This window comes from Ectothiorhodospiraceae bacterium 2226 (assembly GCA_013348725.1).
GTDB lineage: Bacteria > Pseudomonadota > Gammaproteobacteria.
This window is the reverse complement of sequence record CP054689.1, coordinates 2358964-2382502: the sequence shown is the minus strand read 5'-3', so window position 1 is coordinate 2382502 and position 23539 is coordinate 2358964. Positions and strand designations below refer to the sequence as shown.

Here is a 23539-nt window from a genome sequence, read left to right as displayed (position 1 = left end):
CCCGCGTGTGCGCCGGTCCGGCCGGCTATTCACTGACGTATTCCACCACTTCGAGATCGAAACCCGACAGGCCGTGCATGCGCTTGGGCGCCGACAGCACGCGCATGCGCCGCACGCCCAGGTCCATCAGGATCTGCGCGCCGATTCCGTACGTGCGCAGGTCCGCACGCGGTTCATCGCGCGGCAACTCCACGCCCTGATCGCGCAGGGCGTAGTCCTGCACGCTGCGCACCAGCTCGTCCGGCGCGAGTGCGCGGCGCAGCACGATCAGTACCCCGGCCGGCTCGCGGGCGATCCGCGCCAAGGCATCATCGAGCGGCCAGCCGCAGTCCTCGCGTCGGCTGCCGAACAGATCGCACAGGGTGTTCTCCACATGCACGCGCACCAGCACCGGCTGGTCCGCCCGCGGCTCGCCCTTGACCAGCGCAAGGTGCACCTCGCCCCCCACGCAGTCGCGGTAGACGTGCAGCCGAAACTCGCCGTGCGCGGTCGGCATCGCGCAGCGGGCGGCGCACTCTACGTTGTGCTCATGCTGCAAACGGTAGTGGATCAGGTCCGCCACCGTGCCGATCTTGAGCCCATGCTGGGCGGCAAAGACCTCAAGATCCGGGCGCCGCGCCATGGAGCCGTCCTCATTGAGAATCTCGACGATGACGGCCGCGGGCTCCAGACCGGCCAGCCGGGCCAGATCGCAGCCCGCCTCGGTGTGCCCCGCGCGCGTGAGCACCCCGCCCGGCTGCGCCATGAGCGGAAAGATGTGCCCCGGCTGCACGATGTCGGTGGGCTGGGCGCCGGGCGCCACCGCCGCCTGCACCGTCACCGCGCGATCGGCCGCCGAGATCCCCGTGGTCACGCCCTCGGCCGCCTCGATGGAGACGGTGAAATTGGTGGCGTGCTTGTCGTTGGTGTTGCTGACCATGAGCGGCAGGCGCAGCCGCTCGCAGCGCTCGCGCGTGAGGGTGAGACACACCAAGCCGCGCCCGTAGCGGGCCATGAAGTTGATGTCCTCGGGGCGCACCAACGAGGCCGCCATGATCAGGTCGCCCTCGTTCTCGCGATCCTCGTCGTCCATCAGGATCACCATCTTGCCCTGACGGATGTCGGCGACTATCTCTTCGATGCTGTTCAGCGGCATAGGTGTCGGCCCGCGCTAGCGGCGCAAAAAGCCGTGTTCCTCCAGGAAGGCCTCGGTGATGCCCGGCTCGGCGGCCTTCTCGCCGAGCAGCAGTCGCTCCAGATACCGGGCGATGACGTCCACTTCGAGGTTGACCCGCGCCCCGGGTAGCAGGGCATCCAGGGTGGTGTGGGCGAGCGTGTGAGGCACGATGTTAACCCCAAAGCGCGTCCCGTTCACCTCGTTCACGGTGAGACTGACGCCTTCGATGCAGATCGAGCCCTTACCCGCGATGTAGCGCGCCAGTTCGCGCGGCGCCTCGAACACGAAACGCACCGAGCGCGCCTCGGGGCGGCGCTCGACCACTACGCCGAGGCCGTCCACATGCCCGCTCACCAGGTGGCCGCCCAGCCGCGTGGTGGGCGTGAGCGCCTTCTCCAGGTTCACGCGGCCGCCCACGCCCAGCGCACCGAGTGTGGTGCACGCCAGCGTCTCGCGCGAGACGTCCGCCCAGAAGCCGTCGCCCGGCAATTCCACCGCGGTCAGACACACACCGCTCACCGCGATGCTGTCGCCCAGCGCCACATCGCCCAGATCCAAGGCGCCGCTGCGCACCCGCAGGCGCAGGTCGCCGCCGCGCGGCTCCAGCGCCGCGACCTCGCCGACCGCCTGAATGATCCCGGTAAACATCAGCCCACCTCCACAGGGCGCAGGGTCAAACGCAGGTCCTCCCCCACCGCCCGTATCTCGCGCACGTCGAAGCGCATGCGCTCGGCCATGCGCGTCAGTGCCGGCAGGTGAAACAGGCCCCGCGCGCCATCGCCCAGCACCACCGGGGCCATGTACACGACGAGTTCGTCGACCAGCCCCGCCTGAAGCAAGGCGCCGTTCAGCCCGGCACCCGCCTCCACCAACACCTCGTTCACCTCGCGCCGGGCCAACTCGGCCAGCAAGGCGGCCAGGTCCACGCCGCCGTCGGACGCGGGCAGGCGTAGGAGTTGCGCCCCGGCCGCCTCGAGCGCCCGCGCGGGGGCCTCGTGGCGCCCGCAGGTGGCCAACAAGGTCGTCCCCGGCTCGCGCAACAGGCGCGCCGCCGGCGGCGTGCGCAGCCCGCTGTCGGCCACCACGCGCAGCGGCTGGTCCACCCGCCCCAGGCTCGCCTCGCGGACGGTGAGCGCCGGGTCGTCCGCGACCACGGTGCCGGCGCCGGTGAGAATGGCGGAGCTGCGCGCGCGCCAGCGCTGCACATCGGCGCGCGCCGCCGGGCCGGTGATCCACTGGCTTTCACCGGAGGCCATGGCGGTGCGTCCGTCGAGGCTCATGGCGAGCTTGCTGCGCACCCAGGGTCGCCCCCGTTCCATGCGCGCGACGAAGCCGGGGTTGAGCGCATGCGCCTCGGCGGCCATCAGCCCGCTCGCTACCGCCACCCCCGCCTGCGCCAGGGCCCGCAGGCCGTCGCCGGCCACACGCGGATTGGGGTCTTCCATGGCCGCCACCACGCGCGCCACGCCCGCGTCGATCAGCGCCGCGCTACAGGGCGGCGTGCGCCCATGGTGACAACAGGGCTCCAGCGTGACATAGGCGGTCGCCCCGCGGGCCGCCTCGCCCGCGGCGCGCAGCGCATGCACCTCGGCATGCGCCTCGCCCGCGCGCGCGTGCCATCCTTCGCCCACCACGCGCCCGTCCCGCACCAGCACACAGCCCACGCGCGGGTTCGGGTCGGTGGTATACAGACCACGCCGCGCCAAGCCGAGGGCACGCGCCATGTGTTCGTGGTCTTGCAGCGTGAAGCTCATCGCTTGGGCGGCTTACGGCCGTTGGCCGGCAACAAGGGCATCTGCCGGCCGTTCTCGGCCGGCGGCGCCTCGCTCTCCAGACGCTCGATTTCTTCACGGAAGGCGCGCATGTCCTGAAAGCTGCGGTACACCGAGGCGAAACGCACGTAGGCCACCTGGTCGAGCGCGCGCAGCTCCAGCATCACCCACTCGCCGATATCGCTCGAGGCGACCTCGCGCTCGCCGGTGGCGCGGATGCGATGCTTGATGCGGTTGATCGCCGCCTCCACGGCCTCGGTATCGACCGGCCGCTTCTCCAACGCCCGCTGCATCCCGCCGCGCAGCCTCTGCTCATCGAACGGCACCCGCGTGCCATCGCGCTTGACCACCCGCGGCATGGCGAGCTCGGCCGACTCGAAGGTCGTGAAGCGCTCGGCGCAGGTCAGGCATTCGCGCCGCCGGCGCACCATGTCGCCCTCGTTGGCCAGGCGCGAGTCGATGACCTTGGTGTCGGGCGCTCCACAGAACGGACAACGCATAAGCCCTACCTGGCGACCGCCGAGATGCCCTCAGCGGCCGTACACCGGGAAGCGCGCGCACAGCGCGCGCACCTGCTCGCGCACGCGCGCCACCGTGTCCTCGTTCTCCACGTCGTCCAGCACGTCGCAGATCCAGCCGGCGAGGTCGCGCACTTCCGCCTCGCCAAAACCGCGGGTGGTCGCCGCGGGCGTGCCGATGCGGATGCCGCTGGTGACGAACGGCGACTGCGGGTCATTGGGCACGCTGTTCTTGTTGACCGTGATGTGCGCACGACCGAGCGCATCGTCGGCGGCCTTGCCGGTGATGCCCTTGTCGACCAGGTCGACCAGAAACAGGTGGTTGTCGGTACCGCCGGAGACGATCTTGTAGCCCCGCTCCATCATGGTGTTGGCCATGACGCGCGCGTTGTCCCGCACCCGCTCCTGGTAGGCGCGGAACTCCGGCTCCAGCGCTTCCTTGAAGGCCACCGCCTTGGCCGCGATGACGTGCATCAGCGGACCGCCCTGCGTGCCGGGGAACACCAGCGAATTCAGCCGCTTTTCGATATCGGGGTTCTCGCGCGCGAGGATGATGCCGCCGCGCGGCCCGCGCAGGGTCTTGTGCGTGGTGGAGGTGGTCACGTCGGCGATGAACGTGGGGTTGGGATACACGCCCGCCGCCACCAGGCCGGCCACGTGCGCCATGTCCACGAACAGATACGCGCCCACCTCGTCGGCGATATCGCGAAAGCGCTGCCAGTCCACCACGCGCGAGTAGGCGGAGAAGCCCGCCACGATCATCTTGGGCCGGTGCTCCTTGGCGAGGCGCTCGACCTGTGCGTAGTCGATCTCGCCGGTGGCCTCGTCCAGACCGTACTGCACGGCGTTGAACAGCTTGCCGGAGAAGTTCACCTTGGCGCCGTGGGTGAGGTGGCCTCCGTGCGCGAGGCTCATGCCGAGGATGGTGTCGCCGGGGTTCAGTAACGCGAAATACACCGCCGCGTTGGCCTGCGAACCCGAATGCGGCTGCACGTTCGCGTAGGCGGCGCCGAACAACTGCTTGGCGCGTTCGATGGCCAACCGCTCGGCAACGTCCACGTACTCGCAGCCGCCGTAGTAGCGCTTACCGGGATACCCCTCGGCGTACTTGTTGGTCAGCACCGAGCCCTGCGCCTCCATGACCCGGGGGCTGGCGTAGTTCTCCGAGGCGATCAGCTCGATGTGATCCTCCTGGCGAACCCGCTCGGCCTCCATGGCGGCCCAAAGCTCGTCGTCGTACCCGGCAATGCGCATCTCTCGGCTGAACATGCATCCTCCTGAGCCGCCGACTGTCTGGATCCCCCTACGGAGGCGCAAGCGCCTGCCCGCGCTGGGAAACGCGGGCCTGGCGCCCGGTCGGCGCAAAAGCGTAAGACTACCCGATTCGGGGCGTCGATGCATGAGGATTGTGGGGTGGCGGGCTCGGCCGGCACGGGCAACACGAGTCGCCCGGAAACAAAAAGCCCCGCAGAGCGGGGCGAATGTTGCTTACCTGCAGTGTCCGGGTTGCCCGGTGTCCATGCAGCCTCTGGCGGGCCTTGGAAAATGCCAGAGCAATTAGTTGCAGACCATACTACGCCGATTAAGTTCCGGCGCAAGCGCACTGGTCGTCTTCTTTGCGGTCAATCCCACACCGACTCGATGGTCCCGCCCGCGGCGGCGGTCAGGGCCGTCTCGATGTGCCCGGGCGCGCTGCGAATGTTCATGAAGCTGTTCGCGCCCATCATGGAAAGGTCCGGGAAATTCATGGCGATGCGAAAACGCGCATGCAGCGCGCGCACGGTGCCGTCGGTGACCAGGATCTCGTAGGGCAGATGCGCGGTGGAGCGCACCGGCTTGAAGTCGATCTCACTCATGACCCAGGCGTCGCCGGTCTCGGCATCGCGCATCGCCACGCCGAACACCGTCTCGCGCTTACCGGGCAGGTCCACACGGTAAACCTTGTGTACCCCGCCGGCGCCCTTGGCGAGATTCGCCTCCAGCACCCTGAGCGCCTCGTCGTGGCTGTTGTGCGTCGCCAGCACCATGGGCGCGTCGAAGCGCTCCATGCCGAACATGTAGCGGTAACGCGACAGCTGGCGGGGCGTGAGGCCGTCGGCCGGACCGAATTGTTGCTCGGCGCCGAGGGCGGCATCCAGCGCGGCGGTAATGTCGCCCAGATCGTTGGCCATGCGGTAGGCCGCAGCCATGTATGACGGATTGGTGTAGCTCACCTGAATCTTGCCGTCCATACGCGTCAGGGCCACACGCTGCACGGCACCGTAGCCGCCGAAGTCACTACGCGCCGCCGTTTTCAACAACGACGCGTGGGTCACGCCGATGATCTTCGCGCCATCGTACGGATCGTACTCACCCACGACTTCGAAACCGGCGCGGGCAAGGCGCTCTTTCACGCCGTCGGCCACCGCGTCCATGTCGCCGGTTTCACTCCCGGCCAACACGAAGGGCTTCAGCGCCTGATCGGCATGGGCCGGCGCGAGCAACAAGCTCAGAACAACTGCAAACAACCAGGTCGTGATGCGCATGGCTCACCTCCTGAGAAAATGCGAAAGAAAAAGGGGCCGCGCTTGCGGCCCCTTCAGGTTTTGCTCAGAAGCGCCAGGCGTACCCGAGCTCGATCTCGAACTGCCGCATCTGCAGTTCGATGGTCTGGCCATCGAGCGGGTTCGTGCCCGAGACCGTGCGCTTCGGCGCATACATCGCGGCGAAGTTCAGCTCCTGGTTGTTACCCATCCGGCGCGTAAAGCCGCCGGTGATGTGGTGCTCCATGATGCCCGGCGCCAGGATGTTGAACAGCACCTCGGAGGAGCGGATCGGCTGCTCGCCGTAGCTGTAACCGACGCGCCAGGTCCAATCCTGATTGTGCTGCCACTGGTAGCCGAGCTTGTAGATGGTCATGTCGCGCCAGCCGAAGCCGGGCCCGTTATCATCACCAAGCTGTCCCGGAGAGGCGAACGGGTTAGCGATCGAGTTGATGTCGCTGTACCAGATGTGCTGGACGTCGAACAACAAGGTGCCCTGCTTACCCTGCGGCGCGATGTCGAAGGCGAGGCCGACGGTGGCCGTGGCCGGGATATCGAAACCGCCCTGCTCGGCGAACAAGCCACTGTACTTATCGAACTCGTCCATGCGCATTTTGGTTTGATAGCTCGCACCAAGACGAAGTCCGGGCATCGCCTCACCTTGTATGCCGACTTTCGCGCCATATCCGAAGCTGTCATCCGTGCCGCGATTCGTCAGGTTGTTCGGATCGGACGAGAACCCCATTTGGCCGAAAGCGCCAAGCCCTTTTGCTTCGAAACGCTGGTAGGCGAGGATCGGGCTGATGCCGACGGCGATGTTGTCGTTCACCTTGCGCGCGTAGGTCGGCGCGATGAACAGCTGCATGAGGTCGACGCCGGTTTCGCCACCACAAAACGAACCGGATCCACCGCCAAAGCCAGCACAGATGTCATTCTCGAAAGCCGGGTAGTCAGTGTTCATGCCGCCATTGCCGTAGACGCTGATGCCGATGGCGTTGTTCTCGTCCAGCATGTGGTTGTAACCAAATGCAGGAATCAGATGCCAATCGGAGTCGGACTCCACAGTCCCAGGCTGCAGCGGAACGTTCGGGGACCCCGCGCCCTGCGGATTGCCGACGGTGTACTCACGCCGCGGACTGAACACCGCGAGGCTGGCATCGGTACGACCACCGATGGTGACCATACCGGCCGGATTGGTGGCCGCGGCCAGCGCGTCTTGCGAGTAGGCCACACCGGCACCCGCGAGTGCCTTACTGGTGGTGCCGTAGCCGTGCGCGAAATAACCGTTGGTGGCCCAGGCGGCACCCGGTGCGGCAAAAGTGAGCGCGATCGCAACAGCGAGAGTCTTTTTTCTTGTCATACCCCTCTCCTTCGGCACATGCCGATTTCCGTTTTTGTTTTACCGGGAACAACGCCCCGCGAACACAACGTTTTTCAGAACATTCTAATGTTGCACCAGTGGCATATCGCCAACTAGTGATGCGGTTCGTGTCCGAATAGAGCACAGTTTTTTGGCGGAGTCCAGCGAAAAAAGCGTCCGCCGGTGTGTGCGCTACTGGCGAAGCCGCCTCTAGCATCTCTGATCTGCGCGCAGAAGAAAACCTCCCCGCCAGGCGGGGAGGTGCGCGCCCTTATGTGCATGCGTCACGGCACTCGCCGCATACCACCATGCGGCGAACCAACGCTCAAAAGCGGTGGCTGTACATCAGCTGCCAGTTGGTTTGGCTGTGATCCACGGTGACGCCCTGGCCATTGGTGCGCGTCACCTCGGGTGCATAGGCCAGAGCGAAATTCAGCGTCTGTGCCGCGCTCAACTCATAACCGAGGCCGGCGGTATAGTGGCGCTCGGTGGTCGCCGGGAACAAGGGATTCATGTCTTGATCGGGGATGGGGTTCTTGCCGTAGTTGAACCCGGCCCGCAGTGTCACCCGCGGCGTCGCCCGATAAGCGCCGCCGACTCGATAGACCGTTTGGTTGCGCCAGTTCTGCGGCATGGTGATGTCGAACCCGCCGCTGTCGCTCGCGTAACTCATGCGGAAGTCTTGCATGACGTCCGCCCAATGGATGCGCATGACGTCCGCCGCGACCATCCAGCGCGCCGCCTGGTAGGCCGCGCCGACGCCGTAGGTCTCCGGCCACTGGAAGTCACGCACCCGAATGGTCCCGTGTTCTTCGAAGCCGCCCTCGGCGCTCAGCCGTGCGTTGCTCGCTTCCATATCGCGCAGATCGGTTTTCGAGTGATAGGTCGCGCCGAAGCTCAGGGCCTCGGTCGGCCGATAGGCGACGCCGAGTTTGCCGGCGATACCGGTACTGTACGCCGCGCCGCGAAAATCGTTGCTGTCCCGGAAATCGATACGCGCCCATTGCGCGGAACCGAGCGTCCCCTGCATCGCCGGGTCCGCATACATGTCGTAGGGGTTGCTCATCATCGCGCCGAGCTGCGCGCCGGGCGCCGCCATCATCAGGTCCAGCCCCGCCCAAACGAAATCGACACTGCCGCCGACGCTCAAGGTCTCGTTCACCTCGAACACCAGCGGCGCCATCACGCGCCCCACGCCGAGCTCCGACAACACACGATCGCCGGAGCCCATGGCCAGAAAGCTGTCGGCCGCGTAATCGGTGCCCATGCCGCCCTGGGCGAACACGGCCAGGCCATAGGTATAGCGCCCCTGCTTGCGCGCCCAACCGACCGCCGGCATGACGTAGCGCGTCCCGCGCGACTCCGCGGATGGCGCCCCGTCGGCACGCGAGGTCACATCGGGCCCCAGCACGCCCACGGCGGCGTCGATACGATGGCCCTGCGCCATGAATCCCAGCGTGGCGGGGTTGTTCATCAGCGCCGCGGTGCCGTTGTCGTAGGCCAGCGCTGCACCGCCCATGCCGGCGGCGACCGCGCCGTAACCCTCGAGGTTCATACCGTTGGTCGCCCACGCCGCGCCCGGCGCCGCCAGCGCGAACGCAACGGCGGTCGCCAGTCCCCCTCTGTTACTCATGGATTCCCCTTGTCCTTTGGCGGCAGCGCCTCGCGCGCCAACGCCGTCGTTGTTGTCGGCCGCGAGCGGCTCGTGGATTAGGATATTCTAATGTTCGATCAGTAGCATATGACTACATGGTGATGCGCGGAGTCGACTAAACCACAGGCTGTTTCGCAAGTCCAGCGACACTTCGCCGCGCGCGCGGTTGAAGGCGCGAGCAAGGAGCGCCGAGGAGGGAGCGTGCTGCAACACCACGGCAACGACCTCACGTGCACGCTACCGCTCGCTCAGGAGGGCCCGTCGCAGAGGCGGCAGTGGGTGCGCGGTGGGGAGAAGCCCGAAGGCGTTAGAAAGGTTGGGGCGAGAAGCCCCGCGGCTGGGGCGCACCATCAGGCGGACAACCGTCCCGCGGGGCAGGCGCAAAAAAAACCCTCCTCCACGGCGTGGAGGAGGGTTACTCGTACAGCCGGCGATTCGGCGCTATTCGACCGAATCGCGATCCATCGTGCCGACCTTCTCACCCGCCATCTGGCGGCGGACGAAGCCAACGTCGGTGCTGTTCAGCGCGAAGGGGAAGGACAGGATGTCGGTCGGGCTGGAATCGCCGTAGGGCCGGTTACACGCCGAGACTTCCTCGTCGTCCTTGCCGGGGCAGCCGGAGGTCTGGAACGGCTTGCCCGAGGCGATCAGGGCGTCCACTTCGTCCTTCGGAATGCCGAAGTCCACGACCTGCCCCGCCTCGTTGAACTGCATGTCGTCCACGCGACCGCCGGCGTAGTCGATGATGAAGCGGCCGAGCTGCACGCGACGCCACTGGCCGCGATCCACCGGCGCCCAATCCTCCATCAGCGAGCCTTCTTCGGGAAAGAAGGCGAACATGTGATTGTGGCCGCCGAGGTCCTTGATGCGCTGCGCCACCTCGAGGATTTCCTGCTCTGTCTCGCCCATGCCGCAGATCAGGTGCGCGCCGAACTTCTCCGGCCCGAAGATCTCGGCCGCCCACTCGATCGCCTGCCAATACTTCTGCCAGGTGTGCGGGCTGTCCACGCTCTTGCCGCGCGTGCGCTCGAAGATCTCCGGCGTGACGGCATCGAGCGCCACGGTGAAGATGTCGGCGCCCATGTCGCGCAGACGCACCAGATCGTCGTAGTCGAGCGTCGTGGGGTTGGAGAGGATGGACACCGGCACGTGCGGCACCTCCTTGACCCACTTCTCGAGCAGCACGAACGTGTCGTCGTCGGACTCGGGGTGGGTGATCATGGAGATGCACATGCGCTGGAACTGGCCCTTGTCGCCGCCCTGCTTCACGCGCTCGATCACTTCGTCGTAACGCGCGGTGGGCCAGTCGACGCGGATGAAGTTGCGGTCCGCGTAATCGCGCTGCTCTTCGCGGTGACGCGCCAGGCCGCAGTACGCGCAGTTGGCGCGGCAGCCCTCCGGGTAGGTCACCAGGAGGTTCAGACAGTGCGTGCAGGCGGTGCGGTGCATGTTGCCGGGCACCAGGCCGAGGGTGATGGCCGCCGCGGTGGACATCTGCACGTACTCGGGCGAGCGCATGTCCGGCGTCTTGATATGGTAGTTGGGCCGGTAGAAGTTGACCGGCATGACGTTGTCAGCGGTGACGCTCATATGTCCTCCTGTTGAATCCTGCCGCCCGCAGCAGCGCTACGCGGCGAAGTACTCGTCGAACGCAATCCAGCCGCGACGCATGTTCGCGTCCTCGGCCGCAGCCGGCGTGCGCCAGCAGTTCTTGAGGGAGGCGCGGCGCTCCACGGCGCGGCGCAACCCCGGCTCGAACTGATCGAGCACGTCCTCCTCGAAATCCTCCAGCGCATTCTCATCCCCGGCCAGGTAGGCGGCGGCCGCACGCCCGGCGGCCTCGCCGGACACCACGGCCGCGTGGATGCCTGCCCCGGTGATCGGATGGGTGAGTCCTGCCGCATCGCCGACAAAGAGCGCGCACCCCTCGACCAGGTGCTCGCGCGGCCCGCCGACGGGAATCGCGCCACCGGTGCGCGCCAGAATCTCGCGCCCGAGCAGCCCCTGCGCCACCAGCGCCTCATGCAGCGCCTCCAGCGGGCGTTTGAGGTTGTCCTCGAACTCGCGGTCGGCACCGAGGCCCAGATTGGCGACCGCCCCTTTGGGGAACAACCAGCCGTACCCGCCAGGATAGTCGTCGGACAGCCAGATGTCGGTATCCGCGTAGGGCCGCAGCAGCGGCACCGTGTACTGGCGCGTGTAAACGATCTCCAGCGGCGGGAGCCCGAGCAACTCCGCCACCGGCGAGTGCGGGCCGTCGCCCGCGATGATGAGCTCGTACGCCACGTCGAAGCGCTGCGTCTTGTCGGCACAGGTCGCCACGCGCCGTTCCGCATCCAGGGCCACCAGACGCGTGCCGGTCAATACCTCAGCCCCCGCCTCGATGGCCCGCTGCGCGATGGCGCGATCGAAGGCCGCGCGGTCGATCATCAGCCCCGGGAACTCGGACGCCTCGACCGCGCCGGAGGGCAGCATGGTCTTCATCCCCGTGACGCGCTGCTGCAACACGCCCTCGGGCCGGGCGTAGCGCCCCATGGGGTTCGGGATGAACTCGGCGCACTGCACCGGCTCGCCAAGCCGGCGGTTGCGCTCCACGGCGAGCACCGAGCGACCGGCGGCGGCCGCCTCGGCGGCAGCGCTCGCGCCGCCCGGCCCCATACCGACCACGAGGACGTCCACCGTGCGCATGACCGGCTCCTACTTCGCCTCGGGCGGATTGAGGGCGCTCTGGATCGCGGCCACGAAATCCTGCGGTTTCAGCATCAGCATCTCGCCCTGATAATCATCGAAGAACTGCTGCACGTTCTGCTCCAGCGCCTCGATCGGCGTGTCGCGCAGCGCGCCCTCCAGGTCCGGCACCAATCGTTTCGGATTAACGAAGAAGTCGCCGGTGATCCACAGCTGCTTGATGCGCTTGCGCGCGTTGTCCACCGCGACGCTGACGCGCATCAGGCCGCCCTCGGAGCGGTAAATGCCGTCGAGGGTGGGGGTCTCGCTGAGCGGCCGGTCGATCTGATAGACCCACTCGTCGGTGTCGATCTCGGCGAGCGCCTCGCGATACTTCTCCTGCTCGGCCGCCGTCAGCTCTTCGGCCGCCTCGAAACGCACGCCGAAGGCCTCCCCAAAGGCGTCCGCGATGTGGCGCTTCACGTCCGCGAGCGCGGGCGCCTCGCCGAGCAGTTCCTTCAGGTTCACGACGCGCTCGCGCGCGGAACTGATGGCCTTGTCGCTCAACTTCTCGGCCGGGATGCGCAGCACGCGCAGCATGCGCTCCACGTCGAAATCCACCAGCAGCGTGCCCTGGTAGAGGATGGAATCGCCGTCGAAGGCGCCGCCGGTGCCCGAGATCTTGCGCCCGTCCACTTCGATGTCGTTGCGTGGGCGGAACTGGGCGTCAACGCCCAGGCGGCTGATACCGTCGGCCGCCGCCTCGCAGATGCGCCGCGCAATCGCCGCCATGTCGGCGGTACCGAGCGCGCGCTTGTCGAGGTACAGCTCCCAACCGATCTGAGTGGGGTCGAAAAAGATCGCGCCGCCGCCGGTAATGCGCCGCTGGATGTCGATACCGTTTTCACGGCAGTAATCCGCGCGCAGCTCCTGGGCCACGCTCTGGTGAAAACCGACAAGGGCACTGGGGGTGAACTGCAGGAACCGCAGGGTGTGCGGAATAAGGCCCTCCTGATGGGCCTCCAGCATGGCGCGGTTGAGTGCCATGTTCTCGGCCGCGCGGCGCAGGCCCGTGTCGATCAGGCGCCAGGTCTGCTCATCACGCGTATTCATACCCCGCACCCCCCGCTGCCGGCCGCGGCACCTTCGCTGACGATGCTGATCCCCTTCAGGCTGCCGCTGGCCGCGATCGGCGCCCGCCGATGCTGCCGCTCGTGCTCGAGGATCTGTTCGAGGTCTACCTCGATGCCACGGCCGGGACCGTCGACGGCCAGCACCTCGTCACCCACGGCAATGGAGCAGCAAGCGGGCGTGACGGTCACCCGCCGTCCCAAGCGGGCGGCCAGTTCCACCATGCCGTCCGAGGGGTGCGCCATGCCGGTCATACCGGCCATGACCGCATAGGTGTCGATCTGCATCTTGGACAGACCCGGCGGACGGGCGCAGCCGAGCAGCAACGGCGTGCGAGGCAGCGCCTCGCGCGCGTCCATGAAGAAGCGTCCCACCTCGGTGCTGTCGGGCGTAACGAACGGGCGATGCTCCGGCGCATAGAACGGCATCACCACCACCAGCACCACGGCATCGGGCGTGTGCCGCTGCAGCATCTTGAGCGCGTTCCACTCGCCTAGCAGGTGACCGTAATGCAGCCCCACCACGATATGCGGCACCACCTTCATGTTGGTGTTGACCAGCGTCTCGAGAGTCTGCTCGAAGTCATCCACGCTGCGGCGCAGGTGGTATACCTGGGAAATGGTGTCCTGCGCGCCGATCACGTCCATCATGGCCGCATCGATCCCCGACTGTTCCATGCTCTTGGCAATATCGTCGGTGACGAGCGCGGTGTGCAGCGCGATCTTGAAGTGGGGAAAGTTGTCCTTGATCCGCCGAATCGTGGAGTAGTAGTCGTCGTACTCCACTTCGTTACGGTGGTTGGAGCCGCCGGTGAGCAACATGCCCTGACCGCCCTGCTCCACAATCTCGTTCACCACGCGCCACAGATCCTCGGGCGAACGCGCCGGGATCATCGGCTCGAGGATCTTGGCCTTGCAGTGGTCGCACTGCAGCTTGCAGTCGCCGCCGGTGATGGACACCGCCGGCCACGCGCTCTTGCCGCAGTCCTTGATCTCGCTGGTCTGGAAGGACTTGAAGGTGGGCGTATAAAAGTTGATATCGGCGTGGGCCAAGCCCGCCGCTTGCCAGCGCCCGCCCATCTCCGCGATGAGCGCTTCGTCGAGTTGGATGTCTTCCAACGCCTCGACGCGACGCGTGATGCCGTACCAATCACTCATGCCAACCCCCGTGTGATTCGATCCCCGCGCCGGCACGCCGCGCAGTCGCCGTCTCTCCAACGGCGACGCGGAAGGCGCCCGCTTCCAAGCTCGGCTTCCGCGCCAGATTTCACTCCGCTGCGGACAAGAACGCGCGGCGTTACAGCGGCCACGATGCCGTTCGGCGCTCGCAGTATGACGCCTGCGACTCCAGCCCCGTGCCCGCAAAAGGAGCCGGGCCACCGCATCCGCAATGCGGCGACCCGCCTACCGCGTCGGCTCGCTCAGCAGCCGCCGAAGCCGTCCGCGTCCATTTTGGACTCGAACGCACTCAGGGCATCGGATCCGGTGACAAGATCGGCCGACTCGCCGTCCCAGTCGGAGGGCTTCATCTTCACCAGCCAACCGTCCCCGTAGGGATCTTCGTTGATCAAGCCGGGCTTGCTCGCCACCGCGTCGTTGATCGCGGTCACTTCGCCGGCGACCGGCGCCTTCACCGGACCCACCCACTTGCCGGATTCCACGGTGGCACAGGACTTGTCCTTCTTGACGTCCTTACCGACCTTCTTCGGCGTGTAGGAGACGATCTGACCGGCCAGGGAGCAGGCGTAAGAGGTCATGCCGACGGTCACGGTGCCGTCGCCCTCTTTGCGCACCCAGACGTTGTTCTCAACGTTGTACATCAGGTCTTCGGGAATGTTACACCCACGTACGGCGCCCATACTTTCTTCTCCTTAGAGCTATGGATCCAACAAAAAACTGCGGACTCCCCCATTGGCGGCAGGCTCGCCTTGGAATAGGTTCCTCCACCTACCATCGCGGCATCGCGCGCCGCGCCACCGCCTCCACTACCCAGCGGGCACCAGAAACGGAAACTGCGGGGCCGACCAGCGCCGACCCGCCGTCCAACCTAACAGCATATCATCTGCTAGAAGGAAAGCACCCGGTCGGCGGACAGCACCAGGTCGGCCAACACCCCGCCACCGGAGAGTTCGTCGATCTCAGCGATGATCTCGGCGTTGGGGTCGATCTCGTAGCCCGGCAACGCCGGGAGACACAGGTGGAGCTTCACGCCCGCGCTCTTGGCGTCGCGCATGAACTCGATGATCTTTTTGCCGCCCGCCATCGCCGCCAGGTTCTCGGCCACCCCTCTTTGGGCGAGCTTGACAGCTTCCATGGTCAGAAACAGATCAACCTCGGCGTCCATGGAGGCCAAGATGGCGCCCAGAAAAAACGGCGTCGCGCACCGATGCGGCGTACTGGGCCCGCTGGTCATCATGATGACGACCTTCTTCTCCTCGTTGTCGAGGTAGTGATCGCTCATAGCTACCGCACGTTCCGCTCACAGTGGATATCTTCGCGCCGCGCGCGCTCGCAGTAACCGCGCTGCGCCTCGTCGCCAATCAGAAGCTTGCTGAGCGCCACCTCGGCCCCCTCGGTGGGCATTACGCGCGCCACCCAGGCCTCGTAAGGCTCGATATTGAGCAAGCTCGGATCCTCCATCACCGTTCGGTTGCCTTCGATGATGGTGCATTCGAAAAAGTTGGGGATGGGCCCGGCCCATTTACCGCTTTCGATGGTGGCCACCGGCTTGCCGGCCGGCCGCACCGTGCCCGGCTTACGCACCCGCAGATTGAGGATCTTGCCCGCAATCGTCTGCGAGATGTCGGTCATACCGACCGTCAGGCTGCCGTCTTCTTCGCGCCGCACCCAGATCTGGAACTCGTCGTCGTAATAGAGCTCGGGACGGAATTCGCAGCCGTTACACTCCATGCGCTGCCCTTTGTTCTTGGTGGATCCTGGGCAAAAGGGCGACCGGCCCACGCCGGTCGCCCTTCCGCGCCTGATTAGGCGACGCCCCGCTGCTTGAGGAAGTCCATCGAGTCGCTAACGTTCTCGTGGATCCCCAGCTTGCGCGGGGACAGGCCCAGCGCCAGACCGAGCAGCTGCGTGAAGTAGAGGATCTTCACGCCGGTCTTGATACCGAACTCCTTCTCCGCCCGCACCTGGTGCATCTCCAGGCCGGAGTGGCAGGTCGGGCACTCGGTGGCAATCACCTCGGCGCCCGAATCCTCGGCCGCCTGCAGCAGGTTCAGCACCAGCTGGGTGGAGGTGTCGGCGTCGGACAGCGTGTGAGCACCGCCACAGCACGCCGTCTTGAGCGGGAAGTCGACGTTCTCGGCGCCCGCCGCGGCCAACAGATCGTCCATAAAGTGCGGCTTGTAGCTGGACTCCGAACCCGGACCCTGATCCTTCTCGGGGAAGATCTGGCGCGGGCGGGTGTACATGCAGCCGTAATAGTTGGCGATCTTGATGCCCTTGAGGGTGTTCTTGACCTTGGCCTTCACGCCCTCCGGACCGAGCTCCTCCATCAGCCACTCGAGCAGATGCAGGGTACGCACATCGCCGGTGTACTCCGGATCGTCCGACTTCTTGGCCAGATCCTTCACCGTGTTCAGCGCGTCCTCAGAGGTCGCCAACTCGAACTCGGCCTTCTTCAGGTTGTGATAGCAGCCGTTGCAGGGCGCCATCACGGCATCCAGGCCCATCTGCTCGGTGGCGATGGCGAGGTTGCGCGCCGACAGGTAGGTCTGCAGCATCGGGTGAACATTCTTCACCTCCATGGCGCCGCAGCAGTTCCAGTCCTTCAGGTTCTCCATCTCCAGGCCCAGCGCCTTGACGATGGCGCGAGTGGAGCGGTCGTACGGACCACCGGAGCCCTCGAGGGCACAACCCGGGTAGTAGGCAACCTTAGCCATGAGCGGCCTCCTTCTGTTCGCGGACGTACTCCTGCAGCACTTCGCCGGTACGACCCCAAGACTTGGTGCGCGGCTTGAACACCGTGTTGGTGCCCATGCGCATCAGATGCGCGACGGGCATGTAGCGCACCATGCGCTTGATCATCTCCACCAACCAGGGCTGCATCAGCGGCTGGCCGGTCTTCTTGAAGAAGTTCTTCATCACGTCGCCGTCTTCGATACGGCCCCGCGCATAGATCTGCTCGGTGAACTCTTCGTCGAAGATCGTGGACGGCGTCTTGTCGGTGATGCCTTCCTCTTCCAGCCAGTGCGCCAGCGCCTTCATCACGCCTTCGGGACGCACGTCCTTGGGGCAGATGTTGGTGCACTTGTTACACGACACGCACTGCCAGATGATCTCCTTGTCACGGATGATCTCGTCCTTCAGGCCGAGACGCGTGACGTAGATCCAGTAGCGCGGATTGAAGTCGGTGTTCTGCGCGTACATGGTGCACGAGTTGGTGCACGAGCCGCACTGCCAGCAACGGTGCACGTTCTCGCCGCCGGTGTACTTCTGAATGGTCGCCTCGAAATCGTCGTCGTAGTCGACCACGGTACGCGGCGTAATCATGGTGTTCCAATGACCGGACACGTCTACGCCGTCCACCACGAGCTTGTCGTGCTGCAGAATGCGTTCCGGCTCGATCAGGGTCTTCTCGTGAATAGCCATCGCTGTCTCCGCGCTACCCGTGCGTCAGTGCACGGTGTCCCGTTTAACCCGGGATTGACCGCCACGCCGCGCGGGGTCAATTCCCAACAATTTCTTCACCGGCTCGGCCGGATCCTGCTTACCGCCGAACTCCGCTTCCAATAATCCCATGCTGCTCGACATCGCGCGCATGTAGTCGGTGTACGCCCAAGCGAACACCAGATCGACCAAGTACGGCACGTCGCGGTAAAAGCCGCGCTCACTCAACCGCTCCGCCACCCAGACCCGTACCGCTTCATAAGTCTCCGGACGATCATCGAACGGCGTCTCCCGCAGGGTGTCGCCGCCTTTGATGAACTCGCGCATGGCGCCACTTTGCGTGCCAAGATCCCACACCCAGCGCGTCATCAGCGGATACTGCTCCGGAGCCCGAAAGTGCAGCAACTCCGCGCCGAAGTCCCACGCCGAACGCCGTACCTTGCCGTTGAGCTTTTGACCCGCCTTGTCCTGCGCCGGTTCAACCGGGACCGCGGCCACGAAGGCGTCCAGCCGTTCCTTCACCGCGCCCTCGCCGTACACCAGTCGCTCCAGCAACTCACGCACCGCCTGAAGCTCCAGCCGACCCAGCGCGCCCGGCAAACGCTTGCGCGCCGGGAACACCGTCTCCATCAGCGCGTCGAGCGCGGCCTGGTCGAGCTGGCCGAGATGATCCTTGGCCATGGCACGCTCGAACAGCGCATGCTTGGTCTGCAAGGAGCCGATGAACTCGGCCACCCCGGCCTGCTCTTCCATCGCACGCAGCATCTCGTCCAGCTTGCTGTTGAAGATACTGCCGTCCAGTTCGACGGTAAGCGCCGCGGGCCGGAGCACTTCGCTCCCGCCCGCGGTGCCGTCCTTAGCTTGCTTTTTGCGCCAGAGCATTTAGGTCGTTGATCGCCCTCAGTGCGGCCGACTGCCCCTGCGAGATACTGTCATCAATGGTCTCGGGAGCCGTCGCCGCGCCCGCCACGTAGATGCCGGGACGCGTGGTACCGCTGGTGTTGGTGTAATGCTCGGCCTTGTCGACGAAGCCATGCTTCTCAAGGCCGATGCCGAACACCTTGGAGATTTCGGGATTGTCCACGTTCGGGTCCATGCCGATGGCGTGCACCACGATGTCGAACGGAATCACGATGGGACGCTTGACTAGCGTGTCCTCGCCCTTCACCAGCAGGCGGCCGTCGCCGGAGCGGGTCACCTCGGCGATACGCGCCTTCACGAACTTGGTCTTGAACTCTTCCTGCGACTTCCAATAGAACTTGTCTTCGTACAGACCGAACGTACGGATGTCCATGTAGTAGATGAACACGTCCGTCTCGGGCGACAGTTCCTTGATTTCCATGGCCAGATTGGTGGACACGGTGCAGCAGATCTTGGAGCACCACTCGCGGCCGATCTGACGGTCGCGGGAGCCCACGCACAGCAGGATCGCAACGCGCTCGGGCACACGGCCGTCGGACGGGCAAGCAATCTTGCCGCTGGCGACCATCTGCTCGACCTGGGTGGTGGTCAGCACGTCTTCGTAGGTGCCGAAGCCCCACTCGGGCTTGTTGATCGAGTCGAAATGCGTGAAGCCCGTACCGAGCACGATGGCGCCCGCATTCACGGTCTCGCCATTGGACAGGGTGGCGGTAAAGTTACCGGCCTCGCCCTCGACCTTGGTCACCTTGGTGCTCTTGTGCACCGTGATGTTGGCGTCCTCTTCGACGCGGCTGACCATGCGGCCGATCGCGTCTTTCGCCCACTCGCCGGAAGGCACCAGCTTCGCGTAACCCGACAGGATCGGGGCGCCACCCAGGACGTCCTCCTTCTCGACCAGAACGGCGCGACGCCCCGCACCGGCAACGCCCGCGGCGGCGGCAAGGCCGGCCGGACCGGCGCCCACTACTAGAATCGTGTCTTGCATTGTTACGCCCTTCCTCCCAACGCCAATTCCGGGTTATAGAGATACTCGATGTTGCCGGCCTCGACCTCCTTGAGGTAGGCCTCGAAGTTCTTCTTGGCCTCGGTCCAGCTGATGCCCATCTTCTCCACCAGCTCCTCGCAGGGCGAGGCGTGCCACTGCAGCTGCACGATCTTGAACGGATCGGCCCCGCAGGCCAGCGCCGCGAACTGCACATCGGCCATGATCGGCACCGAGAAGTTCTGCTCGTGCGCGCGCCCGATCCACTGGTTCTTGTCCATGGTGGTGATGCAGCCGGTGTCGATACCCAGCATCACATCGGCCTGGGCCTCTTCCTTCGCCACGCGGATCTTGCGGTCCATGGTGAAGGAGCGGGTGAACTCGCGCTCGGAGATGATGTGGCGGAAGCCAAACCCGCAGCAGTCGTACCAGGTGGAGTAGTCGATCAGCTGCGAACCCAGCGCCTGGGCCACCGAGGAGCCGACCGCGGTGCGGTTGCCGCCCAGCACCGTGGGGTCGTAGATCGCGTCCTCGTGCACCATCTTGTAGTAGTGACACGCGGCGTGCATGGTCACGCGGATGTTGGACACGTCGATGGTCTGCAGCTCGGAGGCGATGCGGTTGCGCATCACGTGCACCCACTCGGAGTAGTGGATGATCTCCTCGGGAATCACCAGCTTGCCGTCCACCAGGCGACCGAGCTTGCCCAGGATCTTCTTGACCTTCTCGCGCAGCTCCGCCGACTCGACCAGGTACTTGCGGATCTCCTTGTAGTTACCGAAGGAGGTGCCGCAGTGCACCAGCGGGAAGAAGTGACCCAGCTCGTGGCCGTGCTGCTTGCCCGACACGTAGGCCTGGTGGAAGTTGCGCAGGAACACCGCGGCCAGCGACTCGACGTTGCCGATGCCCGAGCCGTGGTAGTTCCACGCCGTGCAGGAGGTCTGGTCGGTCTCGTCCAGGTAGTCCTTGCCCGGCTCGAAGTTGAACTTGTTCATGAACCACATCAGGGACGCGGGGTAGCCCGGGATGTTGCCGCACTGCCCGCAGCTCTTGTGGTGCCACAGCTGCTTGGTGGGGACCTTCTTGTCCCAGCCGAACAGGGTCTTGACGTTGATGGGCTCGTGCTCGTCGGTGATCCGGTGGACGATGATCTCGCCCTCCTTCTCGAGCTCCCACATGTGCTCGCGGATGTCGTCCATCCGCTCGCCGAGGTCGATGGTGCGACGGTCCACGTGCTTGCGCACCCAATCGGTCGCGCGCGTGGCCTCTTCCGCCGACAGGTTGGCGTCCTGGAAGAAGGAGCCGTGGCCGGCGATGCCGCCGGTGTTTTCGTCGCCAGGAATCTGGTTGCTCATAATGCCTCCTAGTCGCTGCTTAGCCGTCGTGGCGCCGCGCGGGGATCAGTCGTCGTCTTCCTGCTCTTCGAGCCAGTCTTCGTAGTCGTCGCGCTTCTCGTCGATGAAGTCTTCGATTACGTCGAACAAGTTCTCGTCCATCGTCTCCAGGGAGTTCATGACGCCGGTCATCTCCCAAATGGTGTACATCTCGATGGACGTCTTCAGGGAAACTTCCCACGCGGTCTCGACCGTCTGCAGGGTCTTGACCGGAATGGCCTTGCGCAGGGTTTTCAGGTCGCCTTCGACCTTCTGGATATTCGGACCCCAGTCAGGGAAGTGGTCCGGCTGGATCATGTCGGGGGAGAGCTGGTTACCGGTGGTGATGAGCTTGAGCATCACGCGACCGAAGGGACGCAGCACGTCCTTGGCGGACTGCATGCCGTGCTTGATCGCCACCTCGCGCATGATCATGACCAGGCCGCCGGGGGAGTTCTTGAACGGGCAACGCGCCGCGCAGGTCATGCACTGCGCACAAGCCCAGATCTTCTCCTGCATGGCGTCGTAGATCTGCTCGACGTTCGCCGTCCAGAGGAGCTGCACGATCTCGCGCGGGCTGTAGTCATAGAACTGCGCCGACGGGCACGTAGCGGTGCAAATGCCGCAATTCAAGCAGCCGTTTAGTTCGTGGTCGTAGCGGAAATCACTCCGAATCTCGTCGTAGATTTCCTGCATCTCTGCATATGTAGCCATGAGATTACCTCTTCTTCGCGTTGCCCTCGGCCGCGCCCGCGACACGAGGTTGCGCCAGACTCGATACCGCTGCTTCGAAGAGGGCACCGCCTGCGCGGGAACCCACCAGAAATACGCCTAAAAAACGCCTATGCTACCTGAACGAACACGCCGCAGCCAAGCACCCTAGTGCGACTTACAAGGATAGCCGAACGGCCACCGCATTACCATCATATTCAGATATACTAAAGGAGTTAGGCGCGCGCGCCTAGCCCCTCCTGCACCGCTCTAGAGCCTGCACCACCCTAGAAAAGGAACGGCGACCCGCCGCCAGGGAGACAACCCCCACGCGGGGATGTCCGCCAGGCGGTCGAGCCGCCTTCCACCCTCAACCGAGAGTTAGATGAACAAACAGATGTCGGACTCGCCCGCGAACTCGAAGAACGTGGCTGCGCCACCGTACTCGATGCCCGTGATGAAATCCTCGGGGTTCATGTCGAACAAATCGACCGTCATCTGGCAGGCAATCATCTTGACGTCGGCCTCGACGCAAAGCTCCCGCAGGTCCTCGAGACTGGCGACGCCCTTGGACCGCATCTTCTGCTTCATCATCGCCGTCATCATCCCCTGCATACCGGGCAGCGCCTGGAGCAGCACCGGCATCGGGAGCGGCATCGGCATACCCGGGTTGCCGAGCGAGGTGACCTTGACATCGAGCTTCTTGCGCAACAACTGAAGCCCGTAGAAAGTGAAGAACACCTGAACCTGATATCCTAGGGCCGCCGCGGTGGATGCCAGGATGAACGGCGGATAACCCCAATCCAAACTACCCTTCGTGGCGATGATCGCCAACTTCTTCTCGCTCATGGACGCCTCCCGGGCGTTGCGATTTACGCCTTCTTCATCAAGAAGTAGAACTTGCCGCCTTCCTCACGATGCTCGAGCAGCTCGTTGCCGGTCTGCTTGGCGAACGCTTCGAAGTCCTTCACGGCACCGGGGTCGGTCGCAATGATGTGCAGCACCTGACCACCCTGCATCCCGCCCAGCGCCTTCTTCGCGCGCAGGATCGGCAGCGGGCAGTTCAGACCCGAGGCGTCCAGTTCTTGATCAAAATTCGCCATTACTGCTCTCCTTTCTACTCGCTAGGTTGAAACAAAGCGGCGCACTACCGGCGCCGCCATGACTCGCTTAATTAGAATTCCAGAATTCCATCCTACACTTATATGACACAGATGGTTTTGGAACGCAATACCCAAAACCGGCCGGCCGCGCCGACCGCCCGGGCTCACAAGGAGACGGCCCCGCCACTCTCGATCCAGCCCATGATGCCGCCCCGCAGGTTGCATACGTTGCGGTGTCCGCGCGCGCTCAGCAGCGCACAGGCTTGGGCGGACCGTCCGCCGCTCTGGCAGTAGAAGATCCGGAGGGTATCATCTCCCTCATCCTCGGTGGAGCGCCACTCGCCCTCGCGCAGCGGCAGTACGTGCAGCGGCACGTTCTCGGCGCCCGGAATGGCGCCCCGCTGCGCCTCGGCAGGCGAACGTACATCGAACAGCCGGATCCGCTTCGCTTCAGGGGTCTGCAGCAGCGCCCGCAACTCGGCGGGGCCGAGCTCTTTAAAGCTATACATGGTTCGGCGATCCCTCTACATTGGCAAATTATCGCTATTTTATAATATCCTTATGCAGCATGCATCTTGGTTCGCCCAAGAGCCGACACCCCAGTTACCGGTGAGTCACCCCGCACGCGTTGAGGGCCGCTCGCGGCGCATGCTAAAGTGCGGCGTCTCGTCGATGGGCTAACGCAACAGGAGCAGACGTGGAAAAGAAAGATTTTCAGCCGGATACGCGCTATACCGTGACCATGCGGGATGAGGCGGGCAAGCTGCGGCCGGCCAATCTCTACGTTTACCGCTTGTATGACGACTTCATGATCGTCCGCCTGACCAACAATGACGGTCTGCTGCGCAAGATGAAGTACGACGACATCATCAAGATCGTCAAGACCACGCAGGTGCGGCCCGAAGAGCGCTTTACCATCCCCGATGCGGTGCTCAAAGAAGCCGTATGGAAGGACCGGAACAGCATGTTCCGCTACTCCTCCGCACCCCAGCGCGGAAAGTAAACCCGCCGCCCGGGAGCCCCGGCTCCCGGGCCGCCCTCCCCCGC

At 65.0% G+C, this 23539-nt stretch carries 25 protein-coding genes; 1 reads left to right on the top strand and 24 read right to left on the bottom strand.

The window, feature by feature from the left end:
- Window positions 1-25: 25 nt before the first annotated feature.
- From ribB to HUS23_11435, 24 genes are all read right to left on the bottom strand, one after another.
- Complete coding sequence (gene ribB / locus HUS23_11550) at window positions 26-1135, bottom strand: 3,4-dihydroxy-2-butanone-4-phosphate synthase (GenBank protein QKT04397.1); 1110 nt, start codon at window positions 1133-1135, stop codon at window positions 26-28.
- Window positions 1136-1150: 15 nt separating this feature from the next.
- Window positions 1151-1804 carry a riboflavin synthase gene (locus HUS23_11545; protein QKT04396.1) on the bottom strand — a complete coding sequence of 218 codons (654 nt, stop codon included), beginning with the start codon at window positions 1802-1804 and terminating at the stop codon, window positions 1151-1153.
- Window positions 1804-2910 (bottom strand): bifunctional diaminohydroxyphosphoribosylaminopyrimidine deaminase/5-amino-6-(5-phosphoribosylamino)uracil reductase RibD, encoded by a 1107-nt coding sequence (gene ribD, locus HUS23_11540; protein QKT04395.1) that lies wholly within the window; start codon window positions 2908-2910, stop codon window positions 1804-1806. Before ribD ends, HUS23_11545 begins: the two co-directional genes overlap by 1 nt.
- Window positions 2907-3428: a transcriptional repressor NrdR gene (gene nrdR, locus HUS23_11535; GenBank protein QKT04394.1), complete on the bottom strand. Its 522-nt coding sequence runs from the start codon at window positions 3426-3428 to the stop codon at window positions 2907-2909. The genes ribD and nrdR overlap by 4 nt, the downstream gene beginning before the upstream one ends.
- 30 nt (window positions 3429-3458) lie before the next feature.
- Complete coding sequence (locus HUS23_11530; GenBank protein ID QKT04393.1) at window positions 3459-4715, bottom strand: serine hydroxymethyltransferase; 1257 nt, start codon at window positions 4713-4715, stop codon at window positions 3459-3461.
- Window positions 4716-5068: 353 nt separating this feature from the next.
- The gene (locus HUS23_11525) at window positions 5069-5971 is read right to left on the bottom strand and encodes a hypothetical protein (protein ID QKT04392.1); all 903 of its coding nucleotides are present in this window, start codon (window positions 5969-5971) and stop codon (window positions 5069-5071) included.
- 64 nt (window positions 5972-6035) lie between these two features.
- Window positions 6036-7328 (bottom strand): outer membrane protein transport protein, encoded by a 1293-nt coding sequence (locus HUS23_11520; protein ID QKT04391.1) that lies wholly within the window; start codon window positions 7326-7328, stop codon window positions 6036-6038.
- 325 nt (window positions 7329-7653) lie between these two features.
- On the bottom strand, window positions 7654-8961 hold the full coding sequence (locus tag HUS23_11515; GenBank protein ID QKT04390.1) for an outer membrane protein transport protein: 1308 nt from the start codon (window positions 8959-8961) through the stop codon (window positions 7654-7656).
- A gap of 462 nt (window positions 8962-9423) precedes the next feature.
- Complete coding sequence (locus HUS23_11510; protein ID QKT04389.1) at window positions 9424-10572, bottom strand: radical SAM protein; 1149 nt, start codon at window positions 10570-10572, stop codon at window positions 9424-9426.
- Window positions 10573-10608: 36 nt separating this feature from the next.
- Window positions 10609-11670 (bottom strand): NAD(P)/FAD-dependent oxidoreductase, encoded by a 1062-nt coding sequence (locus HUS23_11505; GenBank protein QKT04388.1) that lies wholly within the window; start codon window positions 11668-11670, stop codon window positions 10609-10611.
- A 9-nt stretch (window positions 11671-11679) separates the two neighbouring features.
- Window positions 11680-12762, bottom strand: coding sequence for a lipoate--protein ligase family protein (locus HUS23_11500; protein ID QKT04387.1), 1083 nt, complete (start codon window positions 12760-12762; stop codon window positions 11680-11682).
- Window positions 12759-13937: a radical SAM protein gene (locus tag HUS23_11495; protein ID QKT04386.1), complete on the bottom strand. Its 1179-nt coding sequence runs from the start codon at window positions 13935-13937 to the stop codon at window positions 12759-12761. Before HUS23_11495 ends, HUS23_11500 begins: the two co-directional genes overlap by 4 nt.
- Window positions 13938-14200: 263 nt before the next feature.
- The gene (gene gcvH / locus HUS23_11490) at window positions 14201-14638 is read right to left on the bottom strand and encodes a glycine cleavage system protein GcvH (protein ID QKT04385.1); all 438 of its coding nucleotides are present in this window, start codon (window positions 14636-14638) and stop codon (window positions 14201-14203) included.
- Between the two features lie 206 nt (window positions 14639-14844).
- Entirely contained in the window at window positions 14845-15240 is a 396-nt protein-coding gene (locus HUS23_11485; protein ID QKT04384.1) for a DsrE family protein, read from the bottom strand.
- Between the two features lie 2 nt (window positions 15241-15242).
- A complete protein-coding gene (locus HUS23_11480; protein QKT04383.1) occupies window positions 15243-15689 on the bottom strand; it encodes a glycine cleavage system protein H in 447 nt (148 codons plus the stop codon).
- Between the two features lie 74 nt (window positions 15690-15763).
- Window positions 15764-16675, bottom strand: a complete 912-nt coding sequence (locus HUS23_11475; protein QKT04382.1) for a CoB--CoM heterodisulfide reductase iron-sulfur subunit B family protein — start codon at window positions 16673-16675, stop codon at window positions 15764-15766.
- Entirely contained in the window at window positions 16668-17384 is a 717-nt protein-coding gene (locus HUS23_11470) for a 4Fe-4S dicluster domain-containing protein (protein ID QKT04381.1), read from the bottom strand. Before HUS23_11470 ends, HUS23_11475 begins: the two co-directional genes overlap by 8 nt.
- 24 nt (window positions 17385-17408) lie before the next feature.
- Window positions 17409-18284: a hypothetical protein gene (locus HUS23_11465; protein ID QKT04380.1), complete on the bottom strand. Its 876-nt coding sequence runs from the start codon at window positions 18282-18284 to the stop codon at window positions 17409-17411.
- The gene (locus HUS23_11460; protein QKT05062.1) at window positions 18259-19287 is read right to left on the bottom strand and encodes a CoB--CoM heterodisulfide reductase iron-sulfur subunit A family protein; all 1029 of its coding nucleotides are present in this window, start codon (window positions 19285-19287) and stop codon (window positions 18259-18261) included. Before HUS23_11460 ends, HUS23_11465 begins: the two co-directional genes overlap by 26 nt.
- A gap of 23 nt (window positions 19288-19310) precedes the next feature.
- A complete protein-coding gene (locus HUS23_11455) occupies window positions 19311-20660 on the bottom strand; it encodes a heterodisulfide reductase subunit B (GenBank protein QKT04379.1) in 1350 nt (449 codons plus the stop codon).
- A 45-nt stretch (window positions 20661-20705) separates the two neighbouring features.
- The gene (locus tag HUS23_11450) at window positions 20706-21374 is read right to left on the bottom strand and encodes a 4Fe-4S dicluster domain-containing protein (GenBank protein QKT05061.1); all 669 of its coding nucleotides are present in this window, start codon (window positions 21372-21374) and stop codon (window positions 20706-20708) included.
- A 396-nt stretch (window positions 21375-21770) separates the two neighbouring features.
- The gene (locus tag HUS23_11445; GenBank protein ID QKT04378.1) at window positions 21771-22238 is read right to left on the bottom strand and encodes a DsrE/DsrF/DrsH-like family protein; all 468 of its coding nucleotides are present in this window, start codon (window positions 22236-22238) and stop codon (window positions 21771-21773) included.
- Between the two features lie 23 nt (window positions 22239-22261).
- A complete protein-coding gene (locus HUS23_11440; protein ID QKT04377.1) occupies window positions 22262-22492 on the bottom strand; it encodes a sulfurtransferase TusA family protein in 231 nt (76 codons plus the stop codon).
- Between the two features lie 164 nt (window positions 22493-22656).
- The gene (locus HUS23_11435; protein ID QKT04376.1) at window positions 22657-23001 is read right to left on the bottom strand and encodes a rhodanese-like domain-containing protein; all 345 of its coding nucleotides are present in this window, start codon (window positions 22999-23001) and stop codon (window positions 22657-22659) included.
- A 188-nt stretch (window positions 23002-23189) separates the two neighbouring features.
- On the opposite strand from HUS23_11435, the gene HUS23_11430 reads away from it, so the two are divergent.
- The gene (locus HUS23_11430) at window positions 23190-23495 is read left to right on the top strand and encodes a hypothetical protein (GenBank protein QKT04375.1); all 306 of its coding nucleotides are present in this window, start codon (window positions 23190-23192) and stop codon (window positions 23493-23495) included.
- The last annotated feature ends 44 nt before the right edge of the window (window positions 23496-23539 follow it).

What these genes read in the sequence shown, in the direction of transcription:
- HUS23_11495 (QKT04386.1), bottom strand. Translation starts at nt 13,937, where the DNA reads ATGAGTGATTGGTACGGCATCACGCGTCGCGTCGAGGCGTTGGAAGAC.
- HUS23_11450 (QKT05061.1), bottom strand. Translation starts at nt 21,374, where the DNA reads ATGCAGGAAATCTACGACGAGATTCGGAGTGATTTCCGCTACGACCAC.
- HUS23_11530 (QKT04393.1), bottom strand. Translation starts at nt 4,715, where the DNA reads ATGTTCAGCCGAGAGATGCGCATTGCCGGGTACGACGACGAGCTTTGG.
- HUS23_11500 (QKT04387.1), bottom strand. Translation starts at nt 12,762, where the DNA reads ATGAATACGCGTGATGAGCAGACCTGGCGCCTGATCGACACGGGCCTG.
- HUS23_11480 (QKT04383.1), bottom strand. Translation starts at nt 15,689, where the DNA reads ATGGAGTGTAACGGCTGCGAATTCCGTCCCGAGCTCTATTACGACGAC.
- HUS23_11485 (QKT04384.1), bottom strand. Translation starts at nt 15,240, where the DNA reads ATGAGCGATCACTACCTCGACAACGAGGAGAAGAAGGTCGTCATCATG.
- gcvH (QKT04385.1), bottom strand. Translation starts at nt 14,638, where the DNA reads ATGGGCGCCGTACGTGGGTGTAACATTCCCGAAGACCTGATGTACAAC.
- HUS23_11505 (QKT04388.1), bottom strand. Translation starts at nt 11,670, where the DNA reads ATGCGCACGGTGGACGTCCTCGTGGTCGGTATGGGGCCGGGCGGCGCG.
- HUS23_11435 (QKT04376.1), bottom strand. Translation starts at nt 23,001, where the DNA reads ATGTATAGCTTTAAAGAGCTCGGCCCCGCCGAGTTGCGGGCGCTGCTG.
- HUS23_11440 (QKT04377.1), bottom strand. Translation starts at nt 22,492, where the DNA reads ATGGCGAATTTTGATCAAGAACTGGACGCCTCGGGTCTGAACTGCCCG.
- HUS23_11475 (QKT04382.1), bottom strand. Translation starts at nt 16,675, where the DNA reads ATGGCTAAGGTTGCCTACTACCCGGGTTGTGCCCTCGAGGGCTCCGGT.
- ribD (QKT04395.1), bottom strand. Translation starts at nt 2,910, where the DNA reads ATGAGCTTCACGCTGCAAGACCACGAACACATGGCGCGTGCCCTCGGC.
- HUS23_11510 (QKT04389.1), bottom strand. Translation starts at nt 10,572, where the DNA reads ATGAGCGTCACCGCTGACAACGTCATGCCGGTCAACTTCTACCGGCCC.
- ribB (QKT04397.1), bottom strand. Translation starts at nt 1,135, where the DNA reads ATGCCGCTGAACAGCATCGAAGAGATAGTCGCCGACATCCGTCAGGGC.
- HUS23_11520 (QKT04391.1), bottom strand. Translation starts at nt 7,328, where the DNA reads ATGACAAGAAAAAAGACTCTCGCTGTTGCGATCGCGCTCACTTTTGCC.
- HUS23_11470 (QKT04381.1), bottom strand. Translation starts at nt 17,384, where the DNA reads ATGGCTATTCACGAGAAGACCCTGATCGAGCCGGAACGCATTCTGCAG.
- nrdR (QKT04394.1), bottom strand. Translation starts at nt 3,428, where the DNA reads ATGCGTTGTCCGTTCTGTGGAGCGCCCGACACCAAGGTCATCGACTCG.
- HUS23_11525 (QKT04392.1), bottom strand. Translation starts at nt 5,971, where the DNA reads ATGCGCATCACGACCTGGTTGTTTGCAGTTGTTCTGAGCTTGTTGCTC.
- HUS23_11445 (QKT04378.1), bottom strand. Translation starts at nt 22,238, where the DNA reads ATGAGCGAGAAGAAGTTGGCGATCATCGCCACGAAGGGTAGTTTGGAT.
- HUS23_11545 (QKT04396.1), bottom strand. Translation starts at nt 1,804, where the DNA reads ATGTTTACCGGGATCATTCAGGCGGTCGGCGAGGTCGCGGCGCTGGAG.
- HUS23_11465 (QKT04380.1), bottom strand. Translation starts at nt 18,284, where the DNA reads ATGCTCTGGCGCAAAAAGCAAGCTAAGGACGGCACCGCGGGCGGGAGC.
- HUS23_11515 (QKT04390.1), bottom strand. Translation starts at nt 8,961, where the DNA reads ATGAGTAACAGAGGGGGACTGGCGACCGCCGTTGCGTTCGCGCTGGCG.
- HUS23_11455 (QKT04379.1), bottom strand. Translation starts at nt 20,660, where the DNA reads ATGAGCAACCAGATTCCTGGCGACGAAAACACCGGCGGCATCGCCGGC.